Origin of the sequence: Paraburkholderia atlantica (assembly GCF_000092885.1) — a bacterium.
Classification (GTDB): Bacteria; Pseudomonadota; Gammaproteobacteria; order Burkholderiales; family Burkholderiaceae; genus Paraburkholderia; species Paraburkholderia atlantica.
Map to the genome: position 1 here is coordinate 2,259,171 of NC_014118.1, position 22,174 is coordinate 2,281,344.

18 protein-coding genes are annotated in these 22,174 nt (G+C 64.1%); 9 read left to right on the plus strand and 9 right to left on the minus strand.

Going from position 1 to position 22,174, the window contains the following annotated elements:
- Positions 1-39: 39 nt before the first annotated feature.
- A complete protein-coding gene (locus BC1002_RS26180) occupies positions 40-972 on the minus strand; it encodes a LysR substrate-binding domain-containing protein (protein WP_013093020.1) in 933 nt (310 codons plus the stop codon).
- 126 nt (positions 973-1,098) lie between these two features.
- On the opposite strand from BC1002_RS26180, the gene BC1002_RS26185 reads away from it, so the two are divergent.
- A complete protein-coding gene (locus BC1002_RS26185) occupies positions 1,099-2,136 on the plus strand; it encodes a DUF1338 domain-containing protein (RefSeq protein ID WP_013093021.1) in 1,038 nt (345 codons plus the stop codon).
- A gap of 63 nt (positions 2,137-2,199) precedes the next feature.
- The gene (locus BC1002_RS26190; RefSeq protein WP_041735227.1) at positions 2,200-5,169 is read left to right on the plus strand and encodes an FAD-binding and (Fe-S)-binding domain-containing protein; all 2,970 of its coding nucleotides are present in this window, start codon (positions 2,200-2,202) and stop codon (positions 5,167-5,169) included.
- A gap of 25 nt (positions 5,170-5,194) precedes the next feature.
- Here the strand turns inward: BC1002_RS26190 and BC1002_RS26195 are convergent, their stop codons facing one another.
- Both BC1002_RS26195 and BC1002_RS26200 read right to left on the minus strand, forming a co-directional pair.
- The gene (locus BC1002_RS26195; protein ID WP_013093023.1) at positions 5,195-5,830 is read right to left on the minus strand and encodes a helix-turn-helix domain-containing protein; all 636 of its coding nucleotides are present in this window, start codon (positions 5,828-5,830) and stop codon (positions 5,195-5,197) included.
- A 181-nt stretch (positions 5,831-6,011) separates the two neighbouring features.
- Positions 6,012-6,833, minus strand: a complete 822-nt coding sequence (locus tag BC1002_RS26200; protein ID WP_013093024.1) for an isocitrate lyase/PEP mutase family protein — start codon at positions 6,831-6,833, stop codon at positions 6,012-6,014.
- A gap of 232 nt (positions 6,834-7,065) precedes the next feature.
- Here BC1002_RS26200 and BC1002_RS26205 point away from each other — a divergent pair, with 232 nt between their 5' ends.
- Positions 7,066-7,377, plus strand: a complete 312-nt coding sequence (locus BC1002_RS26205) for a DUF4148 domain-containing protein (RefSeq protein ID WP_013093025.1) — start codon at positions 7,066-7,068, stop codon at positions 7,375-7,377.
- 188 nt (positions 7,378-7,565) lie between these two features.
- On the opposite strand, the gene BC1002_RS26210 is transcribed toward BC1002_RS26205, so the two are convergent.
- The 3 genes from BC1002_RS26210 to BC1002_RS26220 form a co-directional block, all read right to left on the minus strand.
- Positions 7,566-7,877 (minus strand): DUF4148 domain-containing protein, encoded by a 312-nt coding sequence (locus BC1002_RS26210; RefSeq protein ID WP_013093026.1) that lies wholly within the window; start codon positions 7,875-7,877, stop codon positions 7,566-7,568.
- Positions 7,878-8,068: 191 nt separating this feature from the next.
- Positions 8,069-9,163, minus strand: coding sequence for an aldose epimerase family protein (locus BC1002_RS26215; protein WP_013093027.1), 1,095 nt, complete (start codon positions 9,161-9,163; stop codon positions 8,069-8,071).
- 34 nt (positions 9,164-9,197) lie between these two features.
- The gene (locus BC1002_RS26220) at positions 9,198-10,418 is read right to left on the minus strand and encodes a XylR family transcriptional regulator (protein WP_013093028.1); all 1,221 of its coding nucleotides are present in this window, start codon (positions 10,416-10,418) and stop codon (positions 9,198-9,200) included.
- Positions 10,419-10,740: 322 nt separating this feature from the next.
- Here BC1002_RS26220 and xylA point away from each other — a divergent pair, with 322 nt between their 5' ends.
- The 6 genes from xylA (at position 10,741) to BC1002_RS26250 (ending at position 19,150) form a co-directional block, all read left to right on the plus strand.
- Positions 10,741-12,063 carry a xylose isomerase gene (gene xylA / locus BC1002_RS26225; protein WP_013093029.1) on the plus strand — a complete coding sequence of 441 codons (1,323 nt, stop codon included), beginning with the start codon at positions 10,741-10,743 and terminating at the stop codon, positions 12,061-12,063.
- A 129-nt stretch (positions 12,064-12,192) separates the two neighbouring features.
- On the plus strand, positions 12,193-13,221 hold the full coding sequence (gene xylF, locus BC1002_RS26230) for a D-xylose ABC transporter substrate-binding protein (RefSeq protein WP_013093030.1): 1,029 nt from the start codon (positions 12,193-12,195) through the stop codon (positions 13,219-13,221).
- 95 nt (positions 13,222-13,316) lie between these two features.
- A complete protein-coding gene (gene xylG / locus BC1002_RS26235; RefSeq protein WP_013093031.1) occupies positions 13,317-14,876 on the plus strand; it encodes a D-xylose ABC transporter ATP-binding protein in 1,560 nt (519 codons plus the stop codon).
- Positions 14,873-16,072 carry a sugar ABC transporter permease gene (locus BC1002_RS26240; protein ID WP_013093032.1) on the plus strand — a complete coding sequence of 400 codons (1,200 nt, stop codon included), beginning with the start codon at positions 14,873-14,875 and terminating at the stop codon, positions 16,070-16,072. Before xylG ends, BC1002_RS26240 begins: the two co-directional genes overlap by 4 nt.
- 290 nt (positions 16,073-16,362) lie before the next feature.
- Entirely contained in the window at positions 16,363-18,633 is a 2,271-nt protein-coding gene (locus BC1002_RS26245; protein ID WP_013093033.1) for a xanthine dehydrogenase family protein molybdopterin-binding subunit, read from the plus strand.
- A gap of 55 nt (positions 18,634-18,688) precedes the next feature.
- Positions 18,689-19,150: a (2Fe-2S)-binding protein gene (locus BC1002_RS26250; RefSeq protein ID WP_013093034.1), complete on the plus strand. Its 462-nt coding sequence runs from the start codon at positions 18,689-18,691 to the stop codon at positions 19,148-19,150.
- Positions 19,151-19,364: 214 nt separating this feature from the next.
- Here BC1002_RS26250 and BC1002_RS26255 read toward each other — a convergent pair whose 3' ends face one another.
- From BC1002_RS26255 to BC1002_RS26265, 3 genes are read right to left on the minus strand one after another with little or no spacing between them, the layout of a single operon-like run.
- Positions 19,365-20,933, minus strand: a complete 1,569-nt coding sequence (locus tag BC1002_RS26255; RefSeq protein ID WP_013093035.1) for an efflux transporter outer membrane subunit — start codon at positions 20,931-20,933, stop codon at positions 19,365-19,367.
- Positions 20,930-21,940 (minus strand): efflux RND transporter periplasmic adaptor subunit, encoded by a 1,011-nt coding sequence (locus tag BC1002_RS26260; RefSeq protein WP_013093036.1) that lies wholly within the window; start codon positions 21,938-21,940, stop codon positions 20,930-20,932. Before BC1002_RS26260 ends, BC1002_RS26255 begins: the two co-directional genes overlap by 4 nt.
- On the minus strand, positions 21,937-22,146 hold the full coding sequence (locus BC1002_RS26265) for a DUF1656 domain-containing protein (RefSeq protein ID WP_013093037.1): 210 nt from the start codon (positions 22,144-22,146) through the stop codon (positions 21,937-21,939). The genes BC1002_RS26260 and BC1002_RS26265 overlap by 4 nt, the downstream gene beginning before the upstream one ends.
- Between the last annotated feature and the right edge of the window lie 28 nt (positions 22,147-22,174).

The window sequence follows — 22,174 nt, forward strand, 5'->3', positions numbered from 1 at the left end:
TGTGTGATTGATCCAATCACGCATGCGGCTGGCGTTTCCTCACGCCCCCTCGGGCCGCTCCGCCAACTCCGGATAAATCGCACCGTACGCGGCCGCCTCGCCCAGCAGCCAATCGCGGAAATTCGCGAGCGGTTTGCCGTGGCTCAACTCGGTCGGATACACGAGGTAATACGCGGCGTCCGCGACGGCGGGTGCGTCGAATGGAATCACGAGACCGAACTGCTGCAACTGCGTGTCGACGAAAAAGCGCGGCACCAGCGCAATGCCGAGTCCGGCCGCGGCCGCGCTGATCAGCATCGTGTGCAGTTCGTAGCGCACGCCCTGCATCGTGCGGTTGTCGTCGACGCCGAAATTTGCGAACCAGGTCGCCCAGCCATCGGGTCGCGTCGTCGAATGCAGCAGCGGATAGTTGAGTATTTCGGCAACGTTGCGGATCGGCCGCTTCAGCAGACTCGGCGCGCAGACCGGTACCACTTCCTCGCTGAACAGAAAATCAGCCGACGTACCCGGCCACGTCGGCTTGCCGTAGTGGATGGCCGCTTCGAAATGCGTGTCGGCGAACGCGAACGTCGCGGTACGCACGCCCATGTTCACGCGCACGTCCGGGTATTGTTCATTGAAAGTCGCCATGCGCGGAATCAGCCATTGCGATGCGAACGTCGGCAACACCGCGAGCTCCAGATAACCGCCGCCGCTGCCGTGGGCGATGATCGACAGCGTGTCGCGATCGAGGTGTTCGAGCGAGCGTCGCACCTGCGCGCTGTAGACCTTGCCCGCGCGCGTCAGCACCACGCGCTGCTTGACGCGCACGAACAGCCGCACGCCAAGATTGCTTTCGAGCGTATTGATCTGTCGCGACACCGCGCTTTCGGTGAGGAACAGCTCGCGCGCCGCATGCGTGAAGCTCTCGTGCCGCGCCGCAGCTTCGAACGCGAGCAGCGCGCCCATGTTGGGAATCTTGAACTTTCGCACGTTAATTCCAAAAACGCATCAAGTGGCGATTTTATCTCGCTTTACTGGGGCGGAGCGGATTTTGAATAATCTCGCCCGTTACGAGGCGCTCATGCGGGCGCTCAACGTTTAGCGTGGAGAAGCCGGATGCGAAACCTGAAGAATGCGAACGTCGAACAACTGTTGATGAAACTGCTGGGCGCGGAGAAAACCGCGCGCCTGTTTGCGACGCTGAATCATCCACAGGTGTTGAACGAGTGGGACAGCGGCAGCATCACGCGTGCCGAACTCGCGCAGGCGATGAATATGGCGCTGTTCGACGATCTGCTCGCGCGCTCGGAAAACGGCCGCCGCTATACGGAGGAAACCGTCGCCGCCGGCGGCAGCGTTCACTTCGATCATGGCGCGCTGCGCACCGTGCGCTGGCCGCACAGCGGCGCGCTGCCGCCCGGCGAGGCCGCGTTCGCGCGCATCTTGCGGCCGCTCGGCTTTCGGATCAACGGCCGTTATCCGCTCGATCGGCTCGGTATGACCGGTCGCGCATGGGCGCATGACGACGCACCCGACGAGATCGCGCAGTTCTTCGTCAGCGAACTGCACCCGGAGCGTTTTTCCGCGGCGTTCCAGCAGGCGGTGACGAACGTCATCGGTGCCTCGCGTGATCCATTGACGCCGCGCGCTAGTGGCCTCTTGTGGGAACTCGAACGCGACGGCGTGCTGCCGATCGATGCGGCGCAAGAGTTGCTACCAGTGATCGTCGGTGCGTTCGCGCGTCAGCACGAGATGCCACGCGAAGCCGACTACGAAGTATTGTTGAAGGAATCGGCGGAGATGGCGTGGATCGCGACCGAAGGCAACGCGTTCAATCATGCAACCGATCGCGTCGCGGATGTTTTCAAGCTGTCGGACGAACAGAAAGCGAAGGGTCGCCCGATGAAGCCGGAGGTCGAGCATTCGCGTTCCGGGCGCGTATTCCAGACCGCGTATCGCGCGGATCTCGTGCAGCGTGAATTTCGCGCGGCCGACGGCAGTGTCGTCACGCGCGACGTGCCGGGCTCGTTCTACGAATTCATCACGCGCAAGCGCAGTTTCGATCAGGACGCGCGCCGCTGGGAAACGGACCTGCGTTTCGATGCGGGCAACGCACAGGGCATCTTCCGGATGACCGCAAGCCAGGCGGCCTGAGCGCATACGTCGGCGCGAGCGCCGGCATCGCAGACGAGGAGCGCAGTGGGGACGTCATTGTCATTGGATGAAGAGCAGCGGGTCGGCGAGCGTGGCGCTTCGAATGAACCGCATGTCGCCAGGCCTTTCGCGGGCAGCGCCGCCGTATTGCAGGCGCTGGAGAGCGACCTGCGCCGGCATGTGCGCGGCGAAGTGCGCTTCGATCAGGGTTCCAAAGCGCTGTATGCGTCGGATGCGTCGAACTATCGGCAAGTCCCGCTCGGTGTAGTGGTACCGGCCGATATCGACGATCTGCTCGCGACGCTCGACGCATGCCGTCGCAACGACGTGCCGTTTCTCGCGCGCGGCGGCGGCACGTCGCAGAACGGCCAGTGCGTGAACGTCGCGGTCGTCGCCGATGCGAGCAAGTACCTGAACCGCGTCGTCTCGATCGATCCGCTTGCGGGCGTCGCGATCGTCGAACCCGGCGTCGTGTGCGACTCCTTGCGCGACGCCGCCGAACAGCACGGCCTCACGTTCGCGCCCGATCCCGCCACGCATAGCCGCTGCACGCTAGGCGGCATGATCGCGAACAACTCGTGCGGCGCGCATTCGGTGATGGCCGGCAAGACCGTCGAGAACATCGAGGCGCTCGAAATCGCGACCTTCGACGGCGCGCGTTTCTGGGTCGGCCCGACCTCCGAAGAAGAACTGGAACGCATCATCGCGGCGGGTGGTCGTCAAGGCGAAATCTACGCGGCGCTCAAGCAACTGCGCGACACGTACGCGGAACGGATTCGCGCGAAATTCCCGAAAATCAAGCGGCGCGTGTCGGGCTTCAATCTCGATCAACTGCTGCCGGAAAACGGCTTCAACGTCGCGCGTGCGCTGGTTGGCAGCGAAGGCACTTGCGCGATCACGTTGCAGGCGAAAGTGAGGCTCGTGAAGAGTCCGGCGAGGCGCGTGATCGTCGTGGTCGGCTTCCCCGACATCTATACGGCGGCGGACGCGGTGCCGCATTTCATGCGCTGCGGGCCGATCGCAGTCGAGGGACTCGACCGCGCGATCATTCGCGGCTTGCAGACGCGCGGCCTGAAGAAGGACGAGATCGCACTGTTGCCCAACGGCGATGCATGGGTCGTGCTCGAATTCGGCGCGGACACGCAGCACGAGGTTCTGCAACAGGCGCGCGATGCCGCCGCGTATTTTCAGTCGGGCGCGGCGGGGCCGGATATCTCGACGGTGCTCGTCGAAGATCGCGCATTGCAGGCGAAGGTGTGGTCGATTCGCGAGACCGGCGCGTCGGCGGTCGCGTTATCGGTGGACCGCGACAAGCCCGATCCGGTGGTCGGCTGGGAAGACGCCGCAGTCGATCCGTTGCGGCTCGGCGATTATCTGCGCGCGTTTCAGGCGCTCGTCGATCGCTATGGCTACGAGACGAGCCTGTACGGCCATTTCGGCGACGGCTGCGTGCACGCGCGCATCACGTTCGATCTGCGCAGCGCGGAAGGTATCGCGACATGGCGCGGGTTCTTGCGCGAAGCGGCGGAACTGGTGGTCGAATTCGGCGGCTCGCTGTCGGGGGAACACGGCGATGGCCAGGCGAAGGCCGAGTTTCTGCCGATCATGTACGGCCCCGAACTGATGCAGGCGATGGAGCAGTTCAAGGCCATCTGGGACCCGGCGAATCGTTTGAATCCGGGCAAGGTCGTGCACGCATATCGCGCCGACGAAAACCTGCGCATGGGTCCCGCGTACAAACCGGTGACGCTGCATACGAAGCTCGCGTTCGCGAGCCAGGAAGGCGACGGCTTCCAGCGGTCGATAGAACGCTGCATCGGCATGGGCAAATGCCGCTCGCTCGAAGGCGGCACGATGTGCCCGAGTTATCGCGGCACACGCGAAGAAAAATACTCGACGCGCGGGCGTGCGCATCTGTTCTGGGAAATGCTGCAAGGCGAAGTGATCGTCGATGGCTGGAACAGCCGCGAAGTGAAAGAAGCGCTCGATACCTGCCTCGCATGCAAGGGCTGCAAGTCCGATTGCCCGACGCATACGGACATGGCGTCGTACAAGGCGGAGTTCCTTTCTCACTACTATGAGAACAATCCGCGGCCGCGTCAGGCGCTATTCATGGGGCGCATCGGCGAATGGGCGCCGTGGGCCGCGCGTTTTCCACGCATGACCAACTTTTTGACAACGGCGCCCGGTTTGTCCGCGCTCGGCAAATGGATCGCGGGCGTGGCTCAGACCCGTGCGTTGCCGCGCTTTGCCGCTACGACTTATCGACGGATTGCGTCGTCGCAAGCATCGACGATTGATGCGCACGGCGGCGACGCAAAGAAGGTGATCCTATGGGTCGACACGTTCAACGACCACTTCACGCCCGAGATCGCGCAGGCCGCCGCTGATGTGCTCACGCAACTCGGCTGGCACGTCGTGCTGCCAAAGAAGCGTTTGTGTTGCGGGCGTCCGCTGTACGACTTCGGTCTGCTCGAACGCGCGCGTGAACTGCTGACGCGTATCGTCGACGATCTCGCGGATGACATCGCCGCCGGCGTGCCGCTGGTCGGTCTGGAGCCGGGCTGTCTATCGGTGTTCAAGGACGAGTTGCTGAGGCAACTCCCCGATCATGCGTTGGCGAAGAAGCTGTCCGCGCAAACGTATCTGTTTGCCGATTTCGTCGCGCGTCAGCCGTTCGAGTGGCCGACGCTCGAGGCCGATGTGGTCGTGCATGGCCATTGCCACCAGAAGGCGCTATTCGGCATGCAGGGCGATACGGCGTTGCTGAACAAGCTGGGCGTCAGATGGAGGCTGCTCGATACCGGCTGCTGCGGGATGGCGGGATCGTTCGGCTTCAACGTCGAGCATCACGCGCTGTCGGAAAAGATCGGCGAGGACATATTTGAGGCCGTGCGCGACGCGACGGCGGCGCATGCGGAAACGATCGTGCTGACCAACGGCTTCAGTTGTCGCGAGCAGATCGAGCACGGCACGGGGCGACACGCACTGCATATCGCGCAACTCACGCAACGGGCGCTGGCGGCGCGCTGAGTGCGCGCGCGCAGTGCCAGGCGCGCTATTTTTTCGCTGAATCGTTCGCGGCAGGCGGTGTGTGCCGCAGGTCCGCATTGGTCGCCATCCACAGGACTTCGGCGTCTTCCTCGCTGGTCGACACCGCTGCGTGACCCGTGCGGCTGTCGAAGTAGAGGCTGTCGCCCGCGTTCAGATGCGTCGGCGCGTACAGCTCCGAATAGAGGCACACGCTGCCGCTGATCACGTAGAGAAACTCCTCGCCTTCGTGGCGGCCCCAGTCGTCGAAGGCGTCGAGCGTGTGCGCGGAGATGCGGATGCGAAACGGCAGCATCGCCTTGTGCGCCAGATCGGTGGCGAGCAATTCCATCTGGTAGCCGCGATACGCGTGGCGCTGGCCTTCGTTTTTGCGCGTTAGCGCGCGCCGGCCGCTTGCGCTGACTTTCGGCGTCGAGCCGAACAGTTCGCCGATTTCGATCTTCAAGCCCAGCACGATTTTTTGCAGCACGTCGAAAGTGGGGGACATCAAGCCGTTTTCGATTTTCGACAGCGTCGAGCGTGAGACGCCGCACAGGCGGCTCGCGGTTTCGAGCGTCAGATCCTGCGCCTGACGGGCGGCGCGCACGCGCCGGCCGAGATCGGTGGAGGAGGTGTCGGCGGATTTGGTGAGATGAGTGTCCATGAGGCTTGCTGCGGGTCGGGTATGCGCTTGATCGGGCGAATAATGTTTCCGATCATAACATTTGGCGTGACTGGTGCCTTTGGGCGCCGATTCAGGGGTTCGCGGGCTTTTCTCATCGGAAACGTCGCAACTTTCCGATCACGTCGACGTGGCGCGCGAACACGTGTGTGCAAGGCGTTTTTCACGCATTGCGAGTGAATATTTCATTGAGCTGCTTGCCCGCCGCCGCGCCGGTGAAGTCGAAGCGGCCATCGGCCAGCGCCTGAGCGGCGTGCATGAAGCTACCCCATGCCGTGCGCGCCAGGCCGCCGCCGACGCTGATCCGCCGCACGCCGAGCGCGGCCACGTCCTGCAACGTCAGCGTCGAGGTCGAGCCGATCAGCAGATTGACGGGCTTCGGCGCGACGGCCGCGACCACCGCTTCGATCTGCTCGGGCGTCTGGATGCCGGGCGCATACAGGCAGTCGGCGCCCGCCGCCGCATAGGCTTTTAGCCGCGCGATGGCATCATCGAGATCGGGCTTGCCGGCGAAGAAATTCTCCGCGCGGCCGACGAGCAGCGTATCGCCGCCGTTCTGATCGATCGCGCGGCGCGCCGCGCTGAGCCGCTGCACTGCGACGTCGACCGGAAACAGCGGCGCGGCGGGGTCGCCGGTCGAGTCCTCGATCGACAGACCCGCGACGCCCGTTGCCACCGCGAGCGCCACGCTCTCGGCGACTTCGTCCGGATCGCGGCCAAAGCCGTTTTCGAAGTCGGCGTTGACCGGCAGATCGGTCGCATCGACGATCGCGCGCAGGTGGGCGAGGATCGTTTCGCGCGGCACGGTGTTGTCCGCGTGTCCGGTCGACCACGCAAAACCGGAACTGGTGGTGGCGAGCGCCTTGAAGCCGAGCGTATGCAGAAAACGGGCGCTGCCCACGTCCCACGGATTGGGCAGCACGAAACAGCCAGACGAGTGCAGCGCGCGGAAAGCGGCGCGTTTTTCAGCGGCGGTGCGGGGCATCGCATGTCTCCTTGGAGTGAGGGAGCGCGGCTCCCTCGTTGAGGGCAAAACGTCGGGTCAACTGATGCGCGGGCAAATCGGCATTCACCAAGGGAAAGTCTATGTCCGTATCGAAAGCGCGGCTGATGAAATTGCTGGCGACTTTCACAGTCGTTTCCAATCATTCAAAATGCCGACAGGCGAACAAGCCGGCTCAGAAATGCGAAGGTCACTTTCCCAAAGGAGGCGCGACATGAACATCGCGACGCAGATGCGGTCGATCCCAGCCGTGTTGGCGCTGACGCTCGTCGGCTGTGCCGCGGGCGCCGGGAACGGCGGCGCGCAAAGCCATCTGAGTGCAACGCAATGCCAGGATCTGACCGACCTCAGGAACAAGGCGCCGGTCACGCATCAGCGGAGCATGAGCGAACTGACGGCGCTGCAGCAAGCGGGCTACCACCCTGAACGGCGCTTTGATCCTGACTATCCGGCGAGTCTCGAGCGCGCGCAGCGTCAGGTGAACATCTGGTATCAGACGGAATGCCCGCAGGCACGGTCTGGTTGAACCCGCGGCGGCGTCGGCATTGGCGGTACGTTTTAGCGCCGCATATAAGTAGAAAAAGCGAGCGCATGCGTTGAAAACATGCGCTCGCTTCATATCGGTTCGAAACGGCGAAAACCGCACAGACGGAAAAAGCCGCTAACTCACGAGTCTTTCCTTGCTACGGAGATTCGCAACACGTTCGCGACTCGTCATTGACCGTCCGGATTAACTACCATCGGATGATGGCCCGATTGCGACGATCCGCCCATCGGCGACCCGTAACCCGACGTGTCGGCTTGTCCCTTTCCGTTCATCGCGGACACGCGTGCCTCGGCCGCCTGAATGTCCGCGGGATACTGGGCATCGAGCGAGATGGCCGGGTTATAGCCATTCTGTTCGAGTTGCTGCACCTCCCTTTTGACTTCGGCTCGCGTGATCGGCTGTTCCGATTGTGCGAACGACGCGACCGGTGCAGCGGCGATCACGGCCGTAAGCGCTACTGCCTGGATAAGCGATTTCATGATGTTTCCCTCCGTAGTTGTCTATCCGGCACCGCAGGGATGCCGGCGCCATAAAAACAGTCTAGAAGGGTGCGTACTTCGGGAAAACCACTAGTCGACTAATTCAGTATTGCAGAGAACGGGTAGTCGGCGAGCTGTAATCTCGCCGTCGCGGTTTTCGTAAAACACCGGGAAAGCGCCCGTAAATTCAGTCACACACCTTCGCGTACATCGACGCGGTAAGTCGTGACTTGCCGGTAGGTGTCGCCGGGGTGCACGATCACTTCGTCCTGGCTGGCCATATTGACCTCATTCGGAAAACCGCCAGCTTCGAGGCACAAGCCGGCGTGCCGTTGATAGCGGACGCCGCCGCGTCCCAGGTTGCCGTTCAGCGCGTTGCCCGTGTAAAACTGCAAGCCCCGCTGATCGGTCGCGACGGTCAGTTCGCGTCCACTGCCCGGATCGTATGCGCAGGCCACTTCGCGCAGCGGCGGCGCGTGGCCGTCGTCGCCGTTTATCGCGTCTGCGGGCGCCTCGCGCAGCACGTAGCAATGATCGAAGCCGCCAGCACGCGCGAGTTGCGAGTGCGGCCAGTCGAGCCGGCCGCCGATCGGCGCGCTCTGCCGGAAGTCGAATGCGTTGCCCGCGACGTCGGCGAGCTTGCACGGAATCATCGTCGCGTCGACTTCGAAAAAGCGCTCGGCGTCGATCGACAGCACATGGCCGCGAATGTCGGTGCCCGCGCGCCCGGTCAGGTTGAAGTACGGATGACTGGTCAGATTGAGCGGCGTCGGCGCGTCGGTAATCGCTTCGTAGCCGATCGTCAGCGTGCCGTCGTCGTCGAGCGAATAGCGCACCTGCACCGTCACGTTGCCCGGAAAACCGGCGTCGCCTTCGGGCGACTCCAGGCGCATCAGCAACGCGCCGTCGTCCTCGGCGACGTCCCACAACGCGCGATGAAAACCGACCGTGCCGCCGTGCAGCAGATTCGGGCCTTCGTTGCGATCCAGCGTGTACTCGATGCCGTCGAGCGAAAAGCGCGCGCCCGCAATGCGATTCGCCCAGCGGCCGACCAGTCCGCCCATGTAGGTCGAGGCCGCCACGTATTCGGCGGGCGTGTCGTGGCCGAGCAGAATATCGCCGAGACGTCCGGCGCGATCCGGCGCGTGCCACGAGACCAGCGTCGCGCCGAGGTCGCTGATGGCGACCTTCATGCCGTGTGCGTTACGCAGCGTATAGAGCCGGACCCGATCGCCGCCCTGCAGCGTGCCCCATGGCTCGGAAGAGAGTTGTGCGATGCTGATCATGTGGTCGGTGCGAAGAAAAAATAGAAAAACATGCTCAGCCAGTGGTTTTCGTCTTCGGGCCCACGCGCTCCTGGTATTCGCGCGGCGTGCAGCCGAGTTCGCGGCGAAATACCGCGTACATGTATTGCAGCGACGTGAAGCCGCAACGAATCGCGACTTCCGCGCTCGACGCATCGCGCTTCGCGAGCAATGACTTCGCGACGTCGAGCTTGTGGCGCAAGATCTCCTGATGCACGGTGCATTGCCGCTCGCGCCGGAAATACTCTTCGAGCGACGAACGCGACACGCCAACATAGTCGGCCACCTGCTCGGTGCGGATGCCCTGGCACGCGTACTGGCGAATGAAATGGCGCGCCCGCATCACGTAGGGACTCGCGAGCGGCTGATGCCGCGTCGATTCGAGCACGTTGATGCCGACCGGCGGCACCAGAATGCGGCGCCCCGGAAAACGCGCGCCGTGCAGCATCTGATGCAGGATGTGCGCGGCGGTACGGCCCATTTCCTCAGTGCCCTGAATCACCGAAGACAGCGGAATGCGCGTCAGCGTCCGCGTGAGCGGATCGTTGTCGATGCCGATGATCGCGACTTCCTCGGGCACCGGAATGCCCGCGATCAGACAGGCCTGCAGCAAATGCCGTGCACGCGCGTCGGTCACCGCGATGATGCCGACCGGCTTCGGCAGTTGCCGCAGCCACGTGGTCAGCTGTTCGATCGCCTGGTTCCACGACGGCGCGCTCGTGGACAGGCCGCGATAGATCTCGCTGTCGATCTGCGCCGCGCTGCGTCCGTCCGCGCTGCGCAGATGCGCGAAGGCGAGTTCGCGCTGTTGCGCCCAACGGTTTTCCTGCGCCTGCGGCAGGCTGTACAGCGCGAAGTTTTCGAGGCCAGCGCCGATCAGATGCGTGTACGCGAGCGACACGAGCTTGCTGTTGTCGGTCGCGATATAGGGTAAATCCGAGGGGTACTGCGTCGGATCCTCGTACGACGAACCGACGGCGACCACCGGCAGCGGGCAGTCGCGCAGGGCTTCGTCGACCGCCGGATCGTCGAAGTCCGCGATGATGCCGTCGCCGTCGAAGCGCTGGATACCGGCGAGCCGGCAGCGGAAGTCCTCTTCGAGGAAAAGATCCCATGCGACCCGGGTCGACAGCAGGTAGTTGCCGATGCCGGTGATGATCTCGCGATCGTAGACCTTGTTCGCGTTGAACAGCAGCGCGATCCGATGGGTTGTCTGAGGTGCTTGTGGACGGGTCATGGCGGTGTGCGGCGTGTGGACGATAGACCACGCGCCTTTGTCTCCATTGTGTCGGGTGCCTTGGGGCAACCCCGTTTTTAAGCGTCTGGCTATTCTAGGCGTCGAATCGCGCGCCGGCAGCAAACAAACGCGCAGGCGGTAAGAAACATCAAGCTCGCTGCGAAATTTCGCAATTGCCGGCACATCGTGCAAGCGGCAGCATGGCGTCACCTCGTCGGCCTGCACGGCCAAGCCGCGCCGGTCGCGGTGAAGAATGCAAAGAAAACCTTTCATGGGACCCGAGTAGTCGTCATGCGGCAACTCGGGTCGACTGGAGACGCCGATGTCCTACTTCGAACACATTCCCCAGATTCGTTACGAAGGCCCGCAAACGGACAACCCGCTCGCGTACCGTCACTACGACAAAACGAGGAAGGTACTCGGCAAAACGCTCGAGGAACATCTGCGTATCGCCGTGTGCTACTGGCATACGTTCGTGTGGCCCGGCGTCGACATCTTCGGTCAGGGCACATTCCGGCGCCCGTGGCAGCAACCCGGCGACGCAATGGAGCGGGCGCTTCAGAAAGCCGACGCCGCGTTCGAATTCTTCTCGAAGCTCGGCACGCCGTACTACACGTTCCACGATACCGACGTCGCGCCCGAAGGCGCGAGCGTCAAGGAATACAGCGAGAACTTCCTGCGCGTGTCCGATTACATCGCGCGCAAGCAGCAGGATACCGGTATCAAATTGCTGTGGGGCACCGCGAATCTGTTTTCGCATCCGCGTTACGCGGCCGGTGCCGCGACCAATCCGAATCCGGAGGTGTTCGCCTTCGCCGCGACCCAGGTGCGTCATGCGCTCGACGCGACGCTGCGCCTCGGCGGTGAGAACTATGTGTTGTGGGGCGGCCGCGAAGGCTATGACACGCTGCTGAACACCGACCTCGTGCGCGAGCGCGAGCAGTTTGCGCGCTTTCTGCACATGGTGGTCGAGCATAAGCACCAGATCGGTTTCAAGGGCACGCTGCTGATCGAGCCGAAGCCGCAGGAACCGACCAAGCATCAATATGACTACGACGTCGCGACCGTGCACGGCTTCCTGCTGCAGCACGGTCTCGATAAAGAGATTCGCGTCAACATCGAGGCCAATCACGCGACGCTCGCGGGCCATTCGTTCCATCACGAGATTGCGACCGCGTTCGCGCTCGGCATCTTCGGCAGCGTCGATGCGAATCGCGGCGATCCGCAAAATGGCTGGGATACCGATCAATTCCCGAACAGCGTCGAGGAGCTGACGCTGGCCTTCTACGAGATTTTGCGGCACGGCGGTTTCACGACCGGCGGCATGAACTTCGATGCGAAAGTGCGGCGCCAGAGTGTCGATCCTGAAGACCTGTTTTATGGCCACATCGGCGCGATCGATAACCTCGCGCTCGGCCTCGAACGCGCGGCGGTGCTGGTCGAAAACGAGCGCCTCGAGCAGTTCAAGCGGCAACGCTACGCGGGCTGGGATGGCGAGTTCGGCCGCAAGATCCTGTCCGGCGAGTATTCGCTGTCGACGCTCGCGGCGGACACGCTCGCGCGCGATCTGAATCCGCGACATGTGAGCGGGCAGCAGGAACAGATGGAAAACATCGTAAATCAGGCGATTTATAGCGGACGTTGAATAAAGATCGCGCGGCCACGTGGACCGCGCGCACCAGCAAGCTGTGGGTTGTCGCTTGTCCGAGTCTGCGGCTCGCAGCGCAGACCGATACGTCCGGTATTCCGGCGATCACTAACAAAGGAGACAAAAATGAAGTTCGCAATGCGTCGTAACGTACTGAGCTCGCTGCTGTGCGGCGCGGTACTCGCCAGCCTGTCGCTCGCCGCGCCGCTCGCGCACGCCAGCAAGGATCATCCGGAAATCGGCTTCTGTATCGACGATCTGCGCGTCGAGCGCTGGTCGCGCGATCGCGACTATTTCGTCGCCGCGGCGGAAAAGCTCGGCGCGAAGGTGTCGGTGCAATCGGCCGATGCGAGCGAAGAGCGTCAGATCTCGCAGATCGAAAACCTGATCTCGCGTGGCGTCGACGTAATCGTGATCGTGCCTTTCAATTCGAAGACGCTCGGCAACGTGGTGGCCGAAGCACGCAAAGCCGGTATCAAGGTCGTGTCGTATGACCGTCTGATTCTCGACGCCGATATCGATGCCTACATCTCGTTCGACAACGAGAAGGTCGGCGAAATGCAGGCGCAGGGCGTCTACGACGTGCGGCCGAAGGGCAACTACTTCCTGCTCGGCGGCGCACCGACCGACAACAACGCGAAGATGCTGCGCCAGGGCCAGCTGAAGGTGCTGCAACCGGCGATCGACAAGGGTGACATCAAGGTCGTCGGTCAGCAGTGGGTGCCGGAGTGGAGCGCATCGACCGCGCTGCGCATCATGGAAGACGCGCTGACCGCGAACAACAACAAGATCGACGCAGTCGTCGCGTCGAACGACGGCACCGCTGGCGGCGCGATCCAGGCGCTCGCGGCGCAAGGCCTCGCGGGCAAGGTACCCATCTCGGGACAGGATGCCGACCTCGCAGCCGTGAAGCGCGTGGCGGCCGGTACGCAGACGATGACCGTCTACAAGCCGCTGAAGCTGATCGCGGGCGAAGCGGCCAAGCTGTCGGTCGCGCTGGCGAAGGGTGACAAGCCGGGGTTCAACGCACAATACGACAACGGCAAGAAGAAGGTCGATACGGTGCTGCTGCAGCCGACCAAGCTGACCAAGGCCAACCTCGACACCGTCGTGAAGGACGGCTTCTACACGCAACAGCAACTCGCGAGCAAATAACACTGAGACGGGTGTGATGTGAACGTCACGCTCCCGGGTCATCGAGCCCGGGAGCGTGGTCGAACATCGGCCCAACTTGCAGCGAGGCATAGCGAATGACGCAACCTCTTCTGACGATGCGCGGCATCGTCAAAGCTTTTTCCGGCGTGAAGGCGCTCGACGGCATCGATCTGACCGTATCGCCGGGCGAATGTGTTGGCCTGTGCGGCGAAAACGGCGCGGGCAAATCGACGCTGATGAAGGTGCTGTCCGGCGTATATCCGCACGGAACCTGGGATGGCGAGATCACCTGGGAAGGCGAAACGCTGAAGGCCGCGAGCGTACGCGACACCGAACGCGCGGGCATCATCATCATCCACCAGGAATTGATGCTCGTGCCGGAGTTGTCGGTCGCGGAAAACATCTTTCTCGGGAACGAAATCACGTTGCCGGGCGGCCGCATGAATTACGCGGCGATGTATCAGCGTGCCGACGAACTGCTGCGCGAACTCGGCATCAGCGGCATCAATGCCGCGCAGCCGGTGATGAACTACGGCGGCGGCCATCAGCAGCTGATCGAAATCGCGAAGGCGCTGAACAAGCGCGCGAAGCTGCTGATTCTCGACGAACCGTCGTCGTCGTTGACCGCCTCCGAAATCGCGATCCTGCTCGACATCGTGCGCGATCTGAAACGGCGCGGCATTGCCTGCGTGTATATCTCGCACAAGCTCGACGAAGTCGCGGCAGTCTGCGACACGATCAGCGTGATTCGCGACGGCCGCCATGTCGCCACCGAGCCGATGCACGCGCTGACGACCGAGCGGATCATCTCGCTGATGGTCGGCCGCGAGATCAAGAACCTGTTTCCGCGCGAACCACATCCGATCGGCGACGTGATCTTCGAAGCCCGCAACGTCACCTGTTTCGACGTGACGAATCCGCGCCGCAAGCGTGTGGACGACGTGTCGTTCTCATTGCGACGCGGCGAAATTCTCGGCGTCGCCGGGCTGGTCGGCGCGGGCCGCACCGAGCTGATGCAGGCGATCTTCGGCGCGTATGCGGGCATTAGCGAGGCGCACGTCGTGCTCGACGGCAAGCCGCTGAAAATCCGCGCGCCGATCGACGCGATTCGTGCCGGCATCGCGATGGTGCCCGAGGACCGCAAACGCCACGGCATCGTGCCGGGCATGAGCGTCGGCCATAACATCACGCTTGCGGTATTGCAGCGTTTTACGTCGGGCGGACGCATCGATTCCGCGGCCGAACTCGACACGATTCATACGGAAATGAAGCGGCTTTCCGTGCGTGCCGCGAATCCGATGCTATCGATTGCAAGTCTGTCGGGCGGCAATCAGCAGAAGGCCGTGCTCACGCGCATGCTGCTGACCAACCCGACCGTGCTGATCCTCGACGAGCCGACACGCGGTGTCGACGTCGGCGCCAAGTACGAGATCTACAAACTGATCTTCCAGCTGGCGCAGCGCGGCATGTCGATCGTGATGGTGTCGTCCGAATTGCCGGAAGTGCTCGGCATCAGCGACCGTGTGCTGGTGATCGGCGAGGGCGAGTTGCGCGGCGACTTCGTCAACGACGGTCTCACGCAGGAAGACATCCTCGGCGCCGCGATTCGCCCCGTGCATCTATCTACGAACTCAACCGCAGCGAGTGCCGCATGACTCCCGACGTAACTTCCCAACGCACCGACAACGCCGCGCCGCGAGGCGCATTCGGCGGCACGCAACGGCTCCAGCAACTGTTCGCGCGCTACAAGATTCTCGCGCTGCTGATTGCCGTGGCCGTGATCTGGATTTTCTTTTCGGCGCTCACGCACGGCGCGTTCGTCACGCCGCGCAATCTGTCGAACCTGCTGCGGCAGATGTCGATTACCGGCATGCTGGCGTGCGGAATGGTGTTCGTGATCATCGCCGGTGAAATCGACCTGTCGGTCGGTTCGCTGCTCGGTTTGCTCGGCGGCGTCGCGGCGATTCTGGACGTGAACCGGCACTGGCCGATCGGCGTGACGATTCCGGTCGTGCTGCTGCTCGGCATCGTGGTCGGCTTGTTCAACGGCTGGTGGTCGACGTATCGGCGTGTGCCGTCGTTTATCGTCGGGCTTGGCGGCATGCTCGCGTATCGCGGCATTCTGCTCGGCGTTACCGGCGGCTCGACGATCGCGCCGGTGTCGGACAGCTTCGTGTTCGTCGGCCAGGGCTATCTGCCACGGCTCGCCGGCGACACGCTCGCCGTCGTGCTGTTCGTGCTGCTGGCCTTCCTGACGATCCGCCAGCGCGCCAACCGGCAGCGGTATCAACTGCGCGTCGTGCCGTTCTGGCAGGACGTCGCGAAGGTGGTCGGCGCGGGCGCGATTCTCGCCGGCTTCGTCGCGATGCTCGACAACTACGGCGGCATTCCGGTGCCGGTGTTGCTGCTGCTTGCACTGCTCGGCATCTTCACGTGGATCGCGACGCAGACCGTGTTCGGACGCCGCATCTACGCGGTCGGCTCGAACCTCGAAGCAACGCGCCTGTCGGGTGTCAACACCGACCGCGTGAAGCTCGCGATCTTCGCGCTGATGGGGCTGATGTGCGCGTTCGCCGGCATCGTCAACACGGCGCGGCTCGCCGCCGGTTCGCCGTCGGCGGGTTCGATGGGCGAGCTCGATGCGATCGCCGCGTGCTTTATCGGCGGCACATCGATGCGCGGCGGTTCCGGCACCGTGTACGGCGCGCTGATCGGCGCGCTCGTGATGGCGAGCCTCGACAACGGCATGTCGATGCTGGACGTCGACGCGTACTGGCAGATGATCGTGAAGGGCGGCATCCTCGTGCTGGCCGTGTGGATCGATGTGGTGTCGGGTTCGAACCGCCGTTGATCCGGTCGCATCGTCGCCTGATTGAATCAGGCGCAAGGTTCGCGGTGTGCCAGCGGTTTTAATCACGCTCGCACACCGCGGCCCGCGCGATGGCAGTTAATGAAACACCCCACGACTTTCCCCCGCCGCTTTCAGTCCCCGCCTTTCCGCGCCGCACGGCCGCTCCCGGTTCACGCGCGCATTTAAGTCTCACGCTCGCCGATTCGTCTTATTACTATTCGCAGTCAAAGACGGGTGCATCGGCGCTGTCGCCGCTTTCCTACCATCGAGCCAGCCGAGCGAGTCATGCCATGTTGACGCGCAGAACCTTCCTGCTTGGCGGCGCCAGTGCGTTGGGCGGGCTGCTGGTCGGCTGGGGCGTGGTGCCGCCGCGCCAGCGCCTGATGACATCGACGCCGCTGCCGACGCAAGGCACGCAGGTCGCGCTGAACGGCTGGCTCAAGATCGACACCGACAACCGCGTGACGATCATCGTGCCGAAGGCCGAGATGGGGCAGGGCATCCATACCGGACTCGCGATGCTGCTCGCCGAAGAACTCGACGCCGACTGGTCGCAGGTGCACGTCGAAGAGGCGCCGATCGACCGGATCTACAACGCGGTGCAGAGCATCGTCGACGATCTGCCGTTTCGCCCGGACGACGACAGCTATGTCCGGCGCGGCACCGTGTGGATCACCAGCAAGGCGGTGCGAGAGATCGGCACGATGATGACGGGCGGCTCGTCGAGCATGAACGATCTTTGGACGCCGATGCGCGAGGCCGGCGCGTCGGCGCGCGTGATGCTGATCGGGGCGGCGGCCGAGCGCTGGGACGTGCCGGTCCACGAATGCCGCGCGGAAAAGGGCTACGTGCTGCACCCGCGGGGACATAAGGCGACGTTCGGCGAGTTGTCGTCGGTGGCCGCGGGCCAGCCGCTGCCGCGCAGCGTCGTCCTGAAGCAGCCCGCCGACTTCAAGCTGATCGGGCAGCCCGTCCGGCGCATCGAAGCCGCGTCGAAAATCGACGGCGCGGCGCGCTTCGGCATCGACGTGCTTCCCAACGGTTTGGTCTATGCGAGCGTCGTGATGTGCCCGACGCTCGGCGGCACGGTCGCCCATTTCGACGCGACGCCCGCGCAAAAGATGCCGGGCTTCATCAAGGCGCTCGCCGTGCGGCCGTATGCGGGCGGCACCGGCGGCGTAGCCGTGATCGCGGACAACGCGTTTCACGCGATGAACGCGGTCGAGGCGATCAACGTGAGCTGGCATGACGGCGAGGCCGCGAAGTTGTCGAGCACGGACGTGGATCGCCACCTCGTCGACGCGCTCGACCATACGGACGGTCACGTGTATTACGACATCGGCAACGTCGATAACGCGATGAGCCGCGCGGCGCGCAAGATCGAAGCGGTCTATCACGCGCCATATCTCGCGCATGGCGCGGTCGAGCCGCTGAACTGCACGGTGCAGGTCGCCGACGGCGCGGCGACCGTCTGGGTGTCGACGCAAATGCCGCGGCTGGCGCGGCATCATGCGGCGAAGGTGCTCGAGCTCGACGTCGATCTCGTCGATGTGCAGACGCAGTTGTTGGGCGGCGCGTTCGGCCGGCGCCTCGAACTCGATTTCGTCGCGCAGGCCGCGGCGATCGCGCGCGAGGCCGATGGCCGTCCGGTGCAAACCATCTGGTCGCGCCAGCAGGATTTCACGCACGACTTCTATCGGCCCGCATGCGCGGCATGGCTGCAGGCCGGCTTCGACGAGCACGGCAAGCTGGTCGCGTGGCACGCGAAGTCGGCGGGCCAGGCGATCGTGCCGGACGCGCTCGCGCGCTACTACGGCGTGCCGCACATCCCGATCGACAAGACCACCTGCGAAGGCGCGTTCGATCAACCGTACGAGTGGCCGGCCGCGCGCGTGTCGCACAAGATCGTCGAATTGCCGGTGCCGATCGGCTTCTGGCGTTCGGTCGGCCACTCACATCAGGCCTTCTTCACCGAGAGCTTCACCGACGAAGCCGCCGCCGCGGCCGGCCAGGACCCGATCGCGTTTCGCGCGATGCTGCTCGCCCAGCATCCGCGCCATCTGGCGGTCCTGAAGCGTGTCGAGAAATTGTCGGACTGGGGACGTCCGCTCAAACCCGCCGCCGATGGCGCGCGCTGCGCGCGTGGCGTCGCGTTGCACGAGGCGTTCGGCAGCGTCGTCGCGCAAGTCGCGGAGGTGTCGATCGGGGCGAACCGGCAGATTCGCGTGCATCGCGTGGTGTGCGTGATCGATTGCGGCTTGCCGGTGAACCCGAACCTGATCCGGCAGCAGATGGAAGGCGGCATCGTGTTCGGGCTGTCGAGTGCGTTGCAGAACGAGATCACGATCGTCGACGGCCAGGTGCAGCAGAAGAACTTCGTGGACTTTCCGGTCGTGCGGATGAATGTGTGCCCGGCGATCGAAGTCGACATCATGCCGAGCCAACTGCATCCGCAAGGTGTCGGCGAACCGGGCGTGCCGCCGATCGCTCCGGCGGTGGGCAATGCGGTGTTCGCGCTGACGGGGCAGCGTTTGCGGAGGCTGCCCTTGCGGCTCGCCTGACGGACGGCGGATAGGCAAAAGCTCGCGATGTAGCGTGGCGACTCAGGAGGCAGACATGGCGGTACTGAATATCAACGGACGCAAGGTGCTGGTCAATGCGGACCCGGATATGCCGCTGCTATGGGTACTGCGCTGCGATCTCGGCATGACCGGCACGAAGTTCGGCTGTGGCGTGGGCATTTGCGGCGCGTGCACGATCAATCTCGATGATGCGGCGTGCCTCGCTTGCCAGACGCCGATGTCGAGCCTGCATACGCAGAAGATCACGACGATCGAGGGTTTGCAGGGAGCCGAGGCGCAGGCGCTGAAAGCCGCGTGGATCGACCTCGATGTGGTGCAGTGTGGTTATTGCCAGAGCGCGCAATTGATGGCGGCTTGCGCGTTGCTGAAGCACAAGCCCGATCCGACCGACGCCGACATCGACGAGGCGATGACGCCGGTGGTGTGCCGTTGCGGCACGTATCCGCGGGTGCGGGCGGCGATACATCAGGCGGCGGCGAAGGCGCGCAAGAGCTGAGCCGCTCTTTCGGACCTCCGCCCGCCCGATTCAACGCGCAAACATTTCGACGACGGTAACCACCGCGGTGAAGATACCGATGCATCCGCCCAACGTGACGACTCCCTGCATGAATGGCGACATACGAGACCCCGTAGTGTGAAGTGGTGTCACGTATTTAACCGAAAACGAAAGCAAAAAGAAAGCTCGTCAAAAATAAACCGTAAGACGCCGATCAAGGCGCTTTCGCGGTCGCGGCGTTCGACGCTCCCGACTTCGCGCTCGGCTTGGCCGTCACAGGTGTTGCCTTCAGCTGCGGCCGCGTTTCGCCCGGCGTGCTTTGCCCGCCGACCTCCCACCCGCCGCCCAGCGACAGGAACAGATTGACCTGATCGACCGCCACCTGGCCCTCCGCCGCGGCGAGCTGCGACTTCGCGGCCGTCAGCGTGCGCGTCGCGTCGAGATCGGCGATGAACGACTCGCGGCCGGCGCGATACAGCCGATGCGTTTCATCCGCCGATTGCACGGCCGACTTCAGCGCCGCGCGCAGCGCTTCGGCGCGAGCGTAATCGGACGCGTAGGTCGCGAGGTTGGTCTCGGTTTCGCGCAACGCGCCCAGCACCACGCCGTCGAACTTCGCGAGCGCGACCTGGCTGGACGCTTCTGCTTCGCGTACCCGCTGCCGCGCGCCATTGGCCGGGAAGTTCCAGCTGATCAGCGGACCGAAGCCCCAACGCGCGGTCGGCTGGGTGGGAATGTCTTCCAGAATGCCGGTGAAGCCCGCCGACGCGCCGATGCTGATGCTCGGATAAAGCGCGCCGGTCGCGACGCCGATGCGCGCCGTCGCGGCCGCCAGCTGACGCTCGGCTTCGTGCACGTCGGGGCGGCGCCGCAGCAGCCCGGCGCCGTCGCCGATCGGAATCGGCTGGTGGATTTGCGGCAGCCGGTCGCACGCGAGCACGGCTGGCGGCAATTGCGACGGCGCCTGGGCGAGCAGCATCGCGAGCCGGTATTGCGCGATCTTGCGGCGCGCGGTGTAGCGCGGAATGTCGGCCGTCAGGGTTTCGACCTGGGTCTGACCGCTCGTAACCGCGGTCTGGTTGCCGCGGCCGGCGTCGCGCAGACGGCGCGACAGATCCACGCGCTGCTTCTGCAACGCGAGCGATTGCTGCGCGATGCGCAATTCCTCGGCCGCAGAGCATTGCTCGACGTACGAGCGCACCACGTCCGCGACGACGGTGATACGCGCGAGGTCGCCCGCGGCTTCCACGGCCTCGGTGTCCGCCGCCGCCGCTTCGACACCGCGGCGCAGCTTGCCGAACAGATCGATCTCGTACGAGACGTTGATGCCCATGTCACCCAGATTGGCGACCGGCAGTTTCTCGAACAGCAGGAATTGCTCGGCCGATTCCTGCGCGCGCTGGATTGCCACCGACGCGTTGCCTGAAAAGCCGCCCTGCGCTTGCGCCACGCCCAGCGCCTCGCGCGAGCGCGCGAGATTCGCGGCCGCGACGCGCAAGTCGGTATTCGATTTCAACGCCTGTTCGACCAGACTGTTCAGCACCGGATCGTCGTACAGCTTCCACCAGACGGTCGGCGTGTTGAGGTTCGACGTCAGCGTCGGATCGGCGCCCTCGATCGCTCCGGTGGCGAGCGGCGCATTGACGAGCGCCTGTTTCGGCAGCGTGTAGTTCGGCCCGACGTTGATGCAGGCGTTCAGCGCGACGGTGAGCGGCAATAACGACAGCAGTGGCAGCAGCGGCAAGCGCGGCGCCAGCGAAGACAAGGTACGCACGAACTTCATCGCGATGCGCCCGACGGTTTCGTGGCCGTTGCCCCGGCCGACCCGGACGCCACTGACGAACCCGGCGCCACCGGCGCGGCCGAAGCGGCGAGCGTGCCAGATGCGCCGCCCGTGCCCGACACGGCGCGAGTCCTGACCGGCGACAGGTCACGCACCGACACCGTCGCGGTACGCCCCGCGATCAGGCGGAAATCCGCGGGCACTTCGTCGAGCACGACCCGCACCGGAATGCGCTGCGCGAGCCGCACCCAGCTGAACGCCGGGTTCACGTTCGGCAGCAGATTGGCGCTTTGGGTGCGGTCGCGGTCTTCGATACCGGCGACGATGCTCTGCACGTGCCCGCGCAGCGGCTTCGGCTCGCCCATTACGATGATGTCGACCGGCTGGCCGATGTCGATGCCGCGCAGCTTGGTCTCCTCGAAGTAGCCGTCCACACGGAACGAGTGCATGTCGACCACCGCGACCACCGCGCGGCCCGCCGCGACGAATTCGCCGGCGCGCGGCGCGCGGTCGTTCAGATAGCCGTCGACCGGGCTCTTGATCGTCGAACGTTCGAGGTTCAGCTTCGCGGTGTCGATCGCGACGTTCGCATCGGCGAGCGCGGCTTCCCCCGCGTCGACGCGCGAGCGGCTTTCTTCGAGCATTTCGGCGGCGACGAGGTTGCCGAGCTGACGGTTGCGCGCGTATTCGCGGCGCGCCTGATCGAGCGTCGCGCGGCGCTGCTGCGCGGTTGCCTCGGCCTGACGCAATGCGAGCGTGTAGCGCGCCTGATCGATTCTGAACAGCACCTGGCCCTGCTTGACCTGCTGGTTGTCCATCACCTCGACCGACGAAATCAGTCCCGACACGTCGGGGGCGACCTGGATCACGTCGGCGCGCACGTGCCCGTCGCGGGTCCAGGGCGCGAACATGTAGTAGTCGACGAGTTTCCACAGCACGAATGCCGCGACCGCCACGACGATCAGGGTCAGCAGAATCTGACCGACGGAGAACCAGGTTTTTTTCACGTTATTAGTCTGTGCGAAACGACAACGACAAGGCCCAGCACCAGCACATAGATGCCGAGATCGAAGATGGAGCGATGCCAGACGAAGCGGTAAAAGCCGGCGTAATCGAGCGCGGTGCGAATGCCGAGGTTGATCAGATACGCGATCAACATCAGGACCAGCACGGACGGTACGAACACGCCGAAGATATCGATTTCACCGATCATCGCGGGAACTGGGAAAAGGGGGGACGGG

Excerpts from the sequence above, each read along its gene's own strand:
- BC1002_RS26265 (WP_013093037.1), bottom strand. The coding sequence starts at position 22,146 with ATGATCGGTGAAATCGATATCTTCGGCGTGTTCGTACCGTCCGTGCTG.
- BC1002_RS26215 (WP_013093027.1), bottom strand. The coding sequence starts at position 9,163 with ATGATCAGCATCGCACAACTCTCTTCCGAGCCATGGGGCACGCTGCAG.
- BC1002_RS26255 (WP_013093035.1), bottom strand. The coding sequence starts at position 20,933 with ATGAAGTTCGTGCGTACCTTGTCTTCGCTGGCGCCGCGCTTGCCGCTG.
- BC1002_RS26250 (WP_013093034.1), top strand. The coding sequence starts at position 18,689 with ATGGCGGTACTGAATATCAACGGACGCAAGGTGCTGGTCAATGCGGAC.
- BC1002_RS26185 (WP_013093021.1), top strand. The coding sequence starts at position 1,099 with ATGCGAAACCTGAAGAATGCGAACGTCGAACAACTGTTGATGAAACTG.
- BC1002_RS26205 (WP_013093025.1), top strand. The coding sequence starts at position 7,066 with ATGAACATCGCGACGCAGATGCGGTCGATCCCAGCCGTGTTGGCGCTG.
- BC1002_RS26195 (WP_013093023.1), bottom strand. The coding sequence starts at position 5,830 with ATGGACACTCATCTCACCAAATCCGCCGACACCTCCTCCACCGATCTC.
- BC1002_RS26240 (WP_013093032.1), top strand. The coding sequence starts at position 14,873 with ATGACTCCCGACGTAACTTCCCAACGCACCGACAACGCCGCGCCGCGA.
- BC1002_RS26245 (WP_013093033.1), top strand. The coding sequence starts at position 16,363 with ATGTTGACGCGCAGAACCTTCCTGCTTGGCGGCGCCAGTGCGTTGGGC.
- BC1002_RS26210 (WP_013093026.1), bottom strand. The coding sequence starts at position 7,877 with ATGAAATCGCTTATCCAGGCAGTAGCGCTTACGGCCGTGATCGCCGCT.
- BC1002_RS26220 (WP_013093028.1), bottom strand. The coding sequence starts at position 10,418 with ATGACCCGTCCACAAGCACCTCAGACAACCCATCGGATCGCGCTGCTG.
- BC1002_RS26200 (WP_013093024.1), bottom strand. The coding sequence starts at position 6,833 with ATGCCCCGCACCGCCGCTGAAAAACGCGCCGCTTTCCGCGCGCTGCAC.
- xylF (WP_013093030.1), top strand. The coding sequence starts at position 12,193 with ATGAAGTTCGCAATGCGTCGTAACGTACTGAGCTCGCTGCTGTGCGGC.
- xylG (WP_013093031.1), top strand. The coding sequence starts at position 13,317 with ATGACGCAACCTCTTCTGACGATGCGCGGCATCGTCAAAGCTTTTTCC.
- xylA (WP_013093029.1), top strand. The coding sequence starts at position 10,741 with ATGTCCTACTTCGAACACATTCCCCAGATTCGTTACGAAGGCCCGCAA.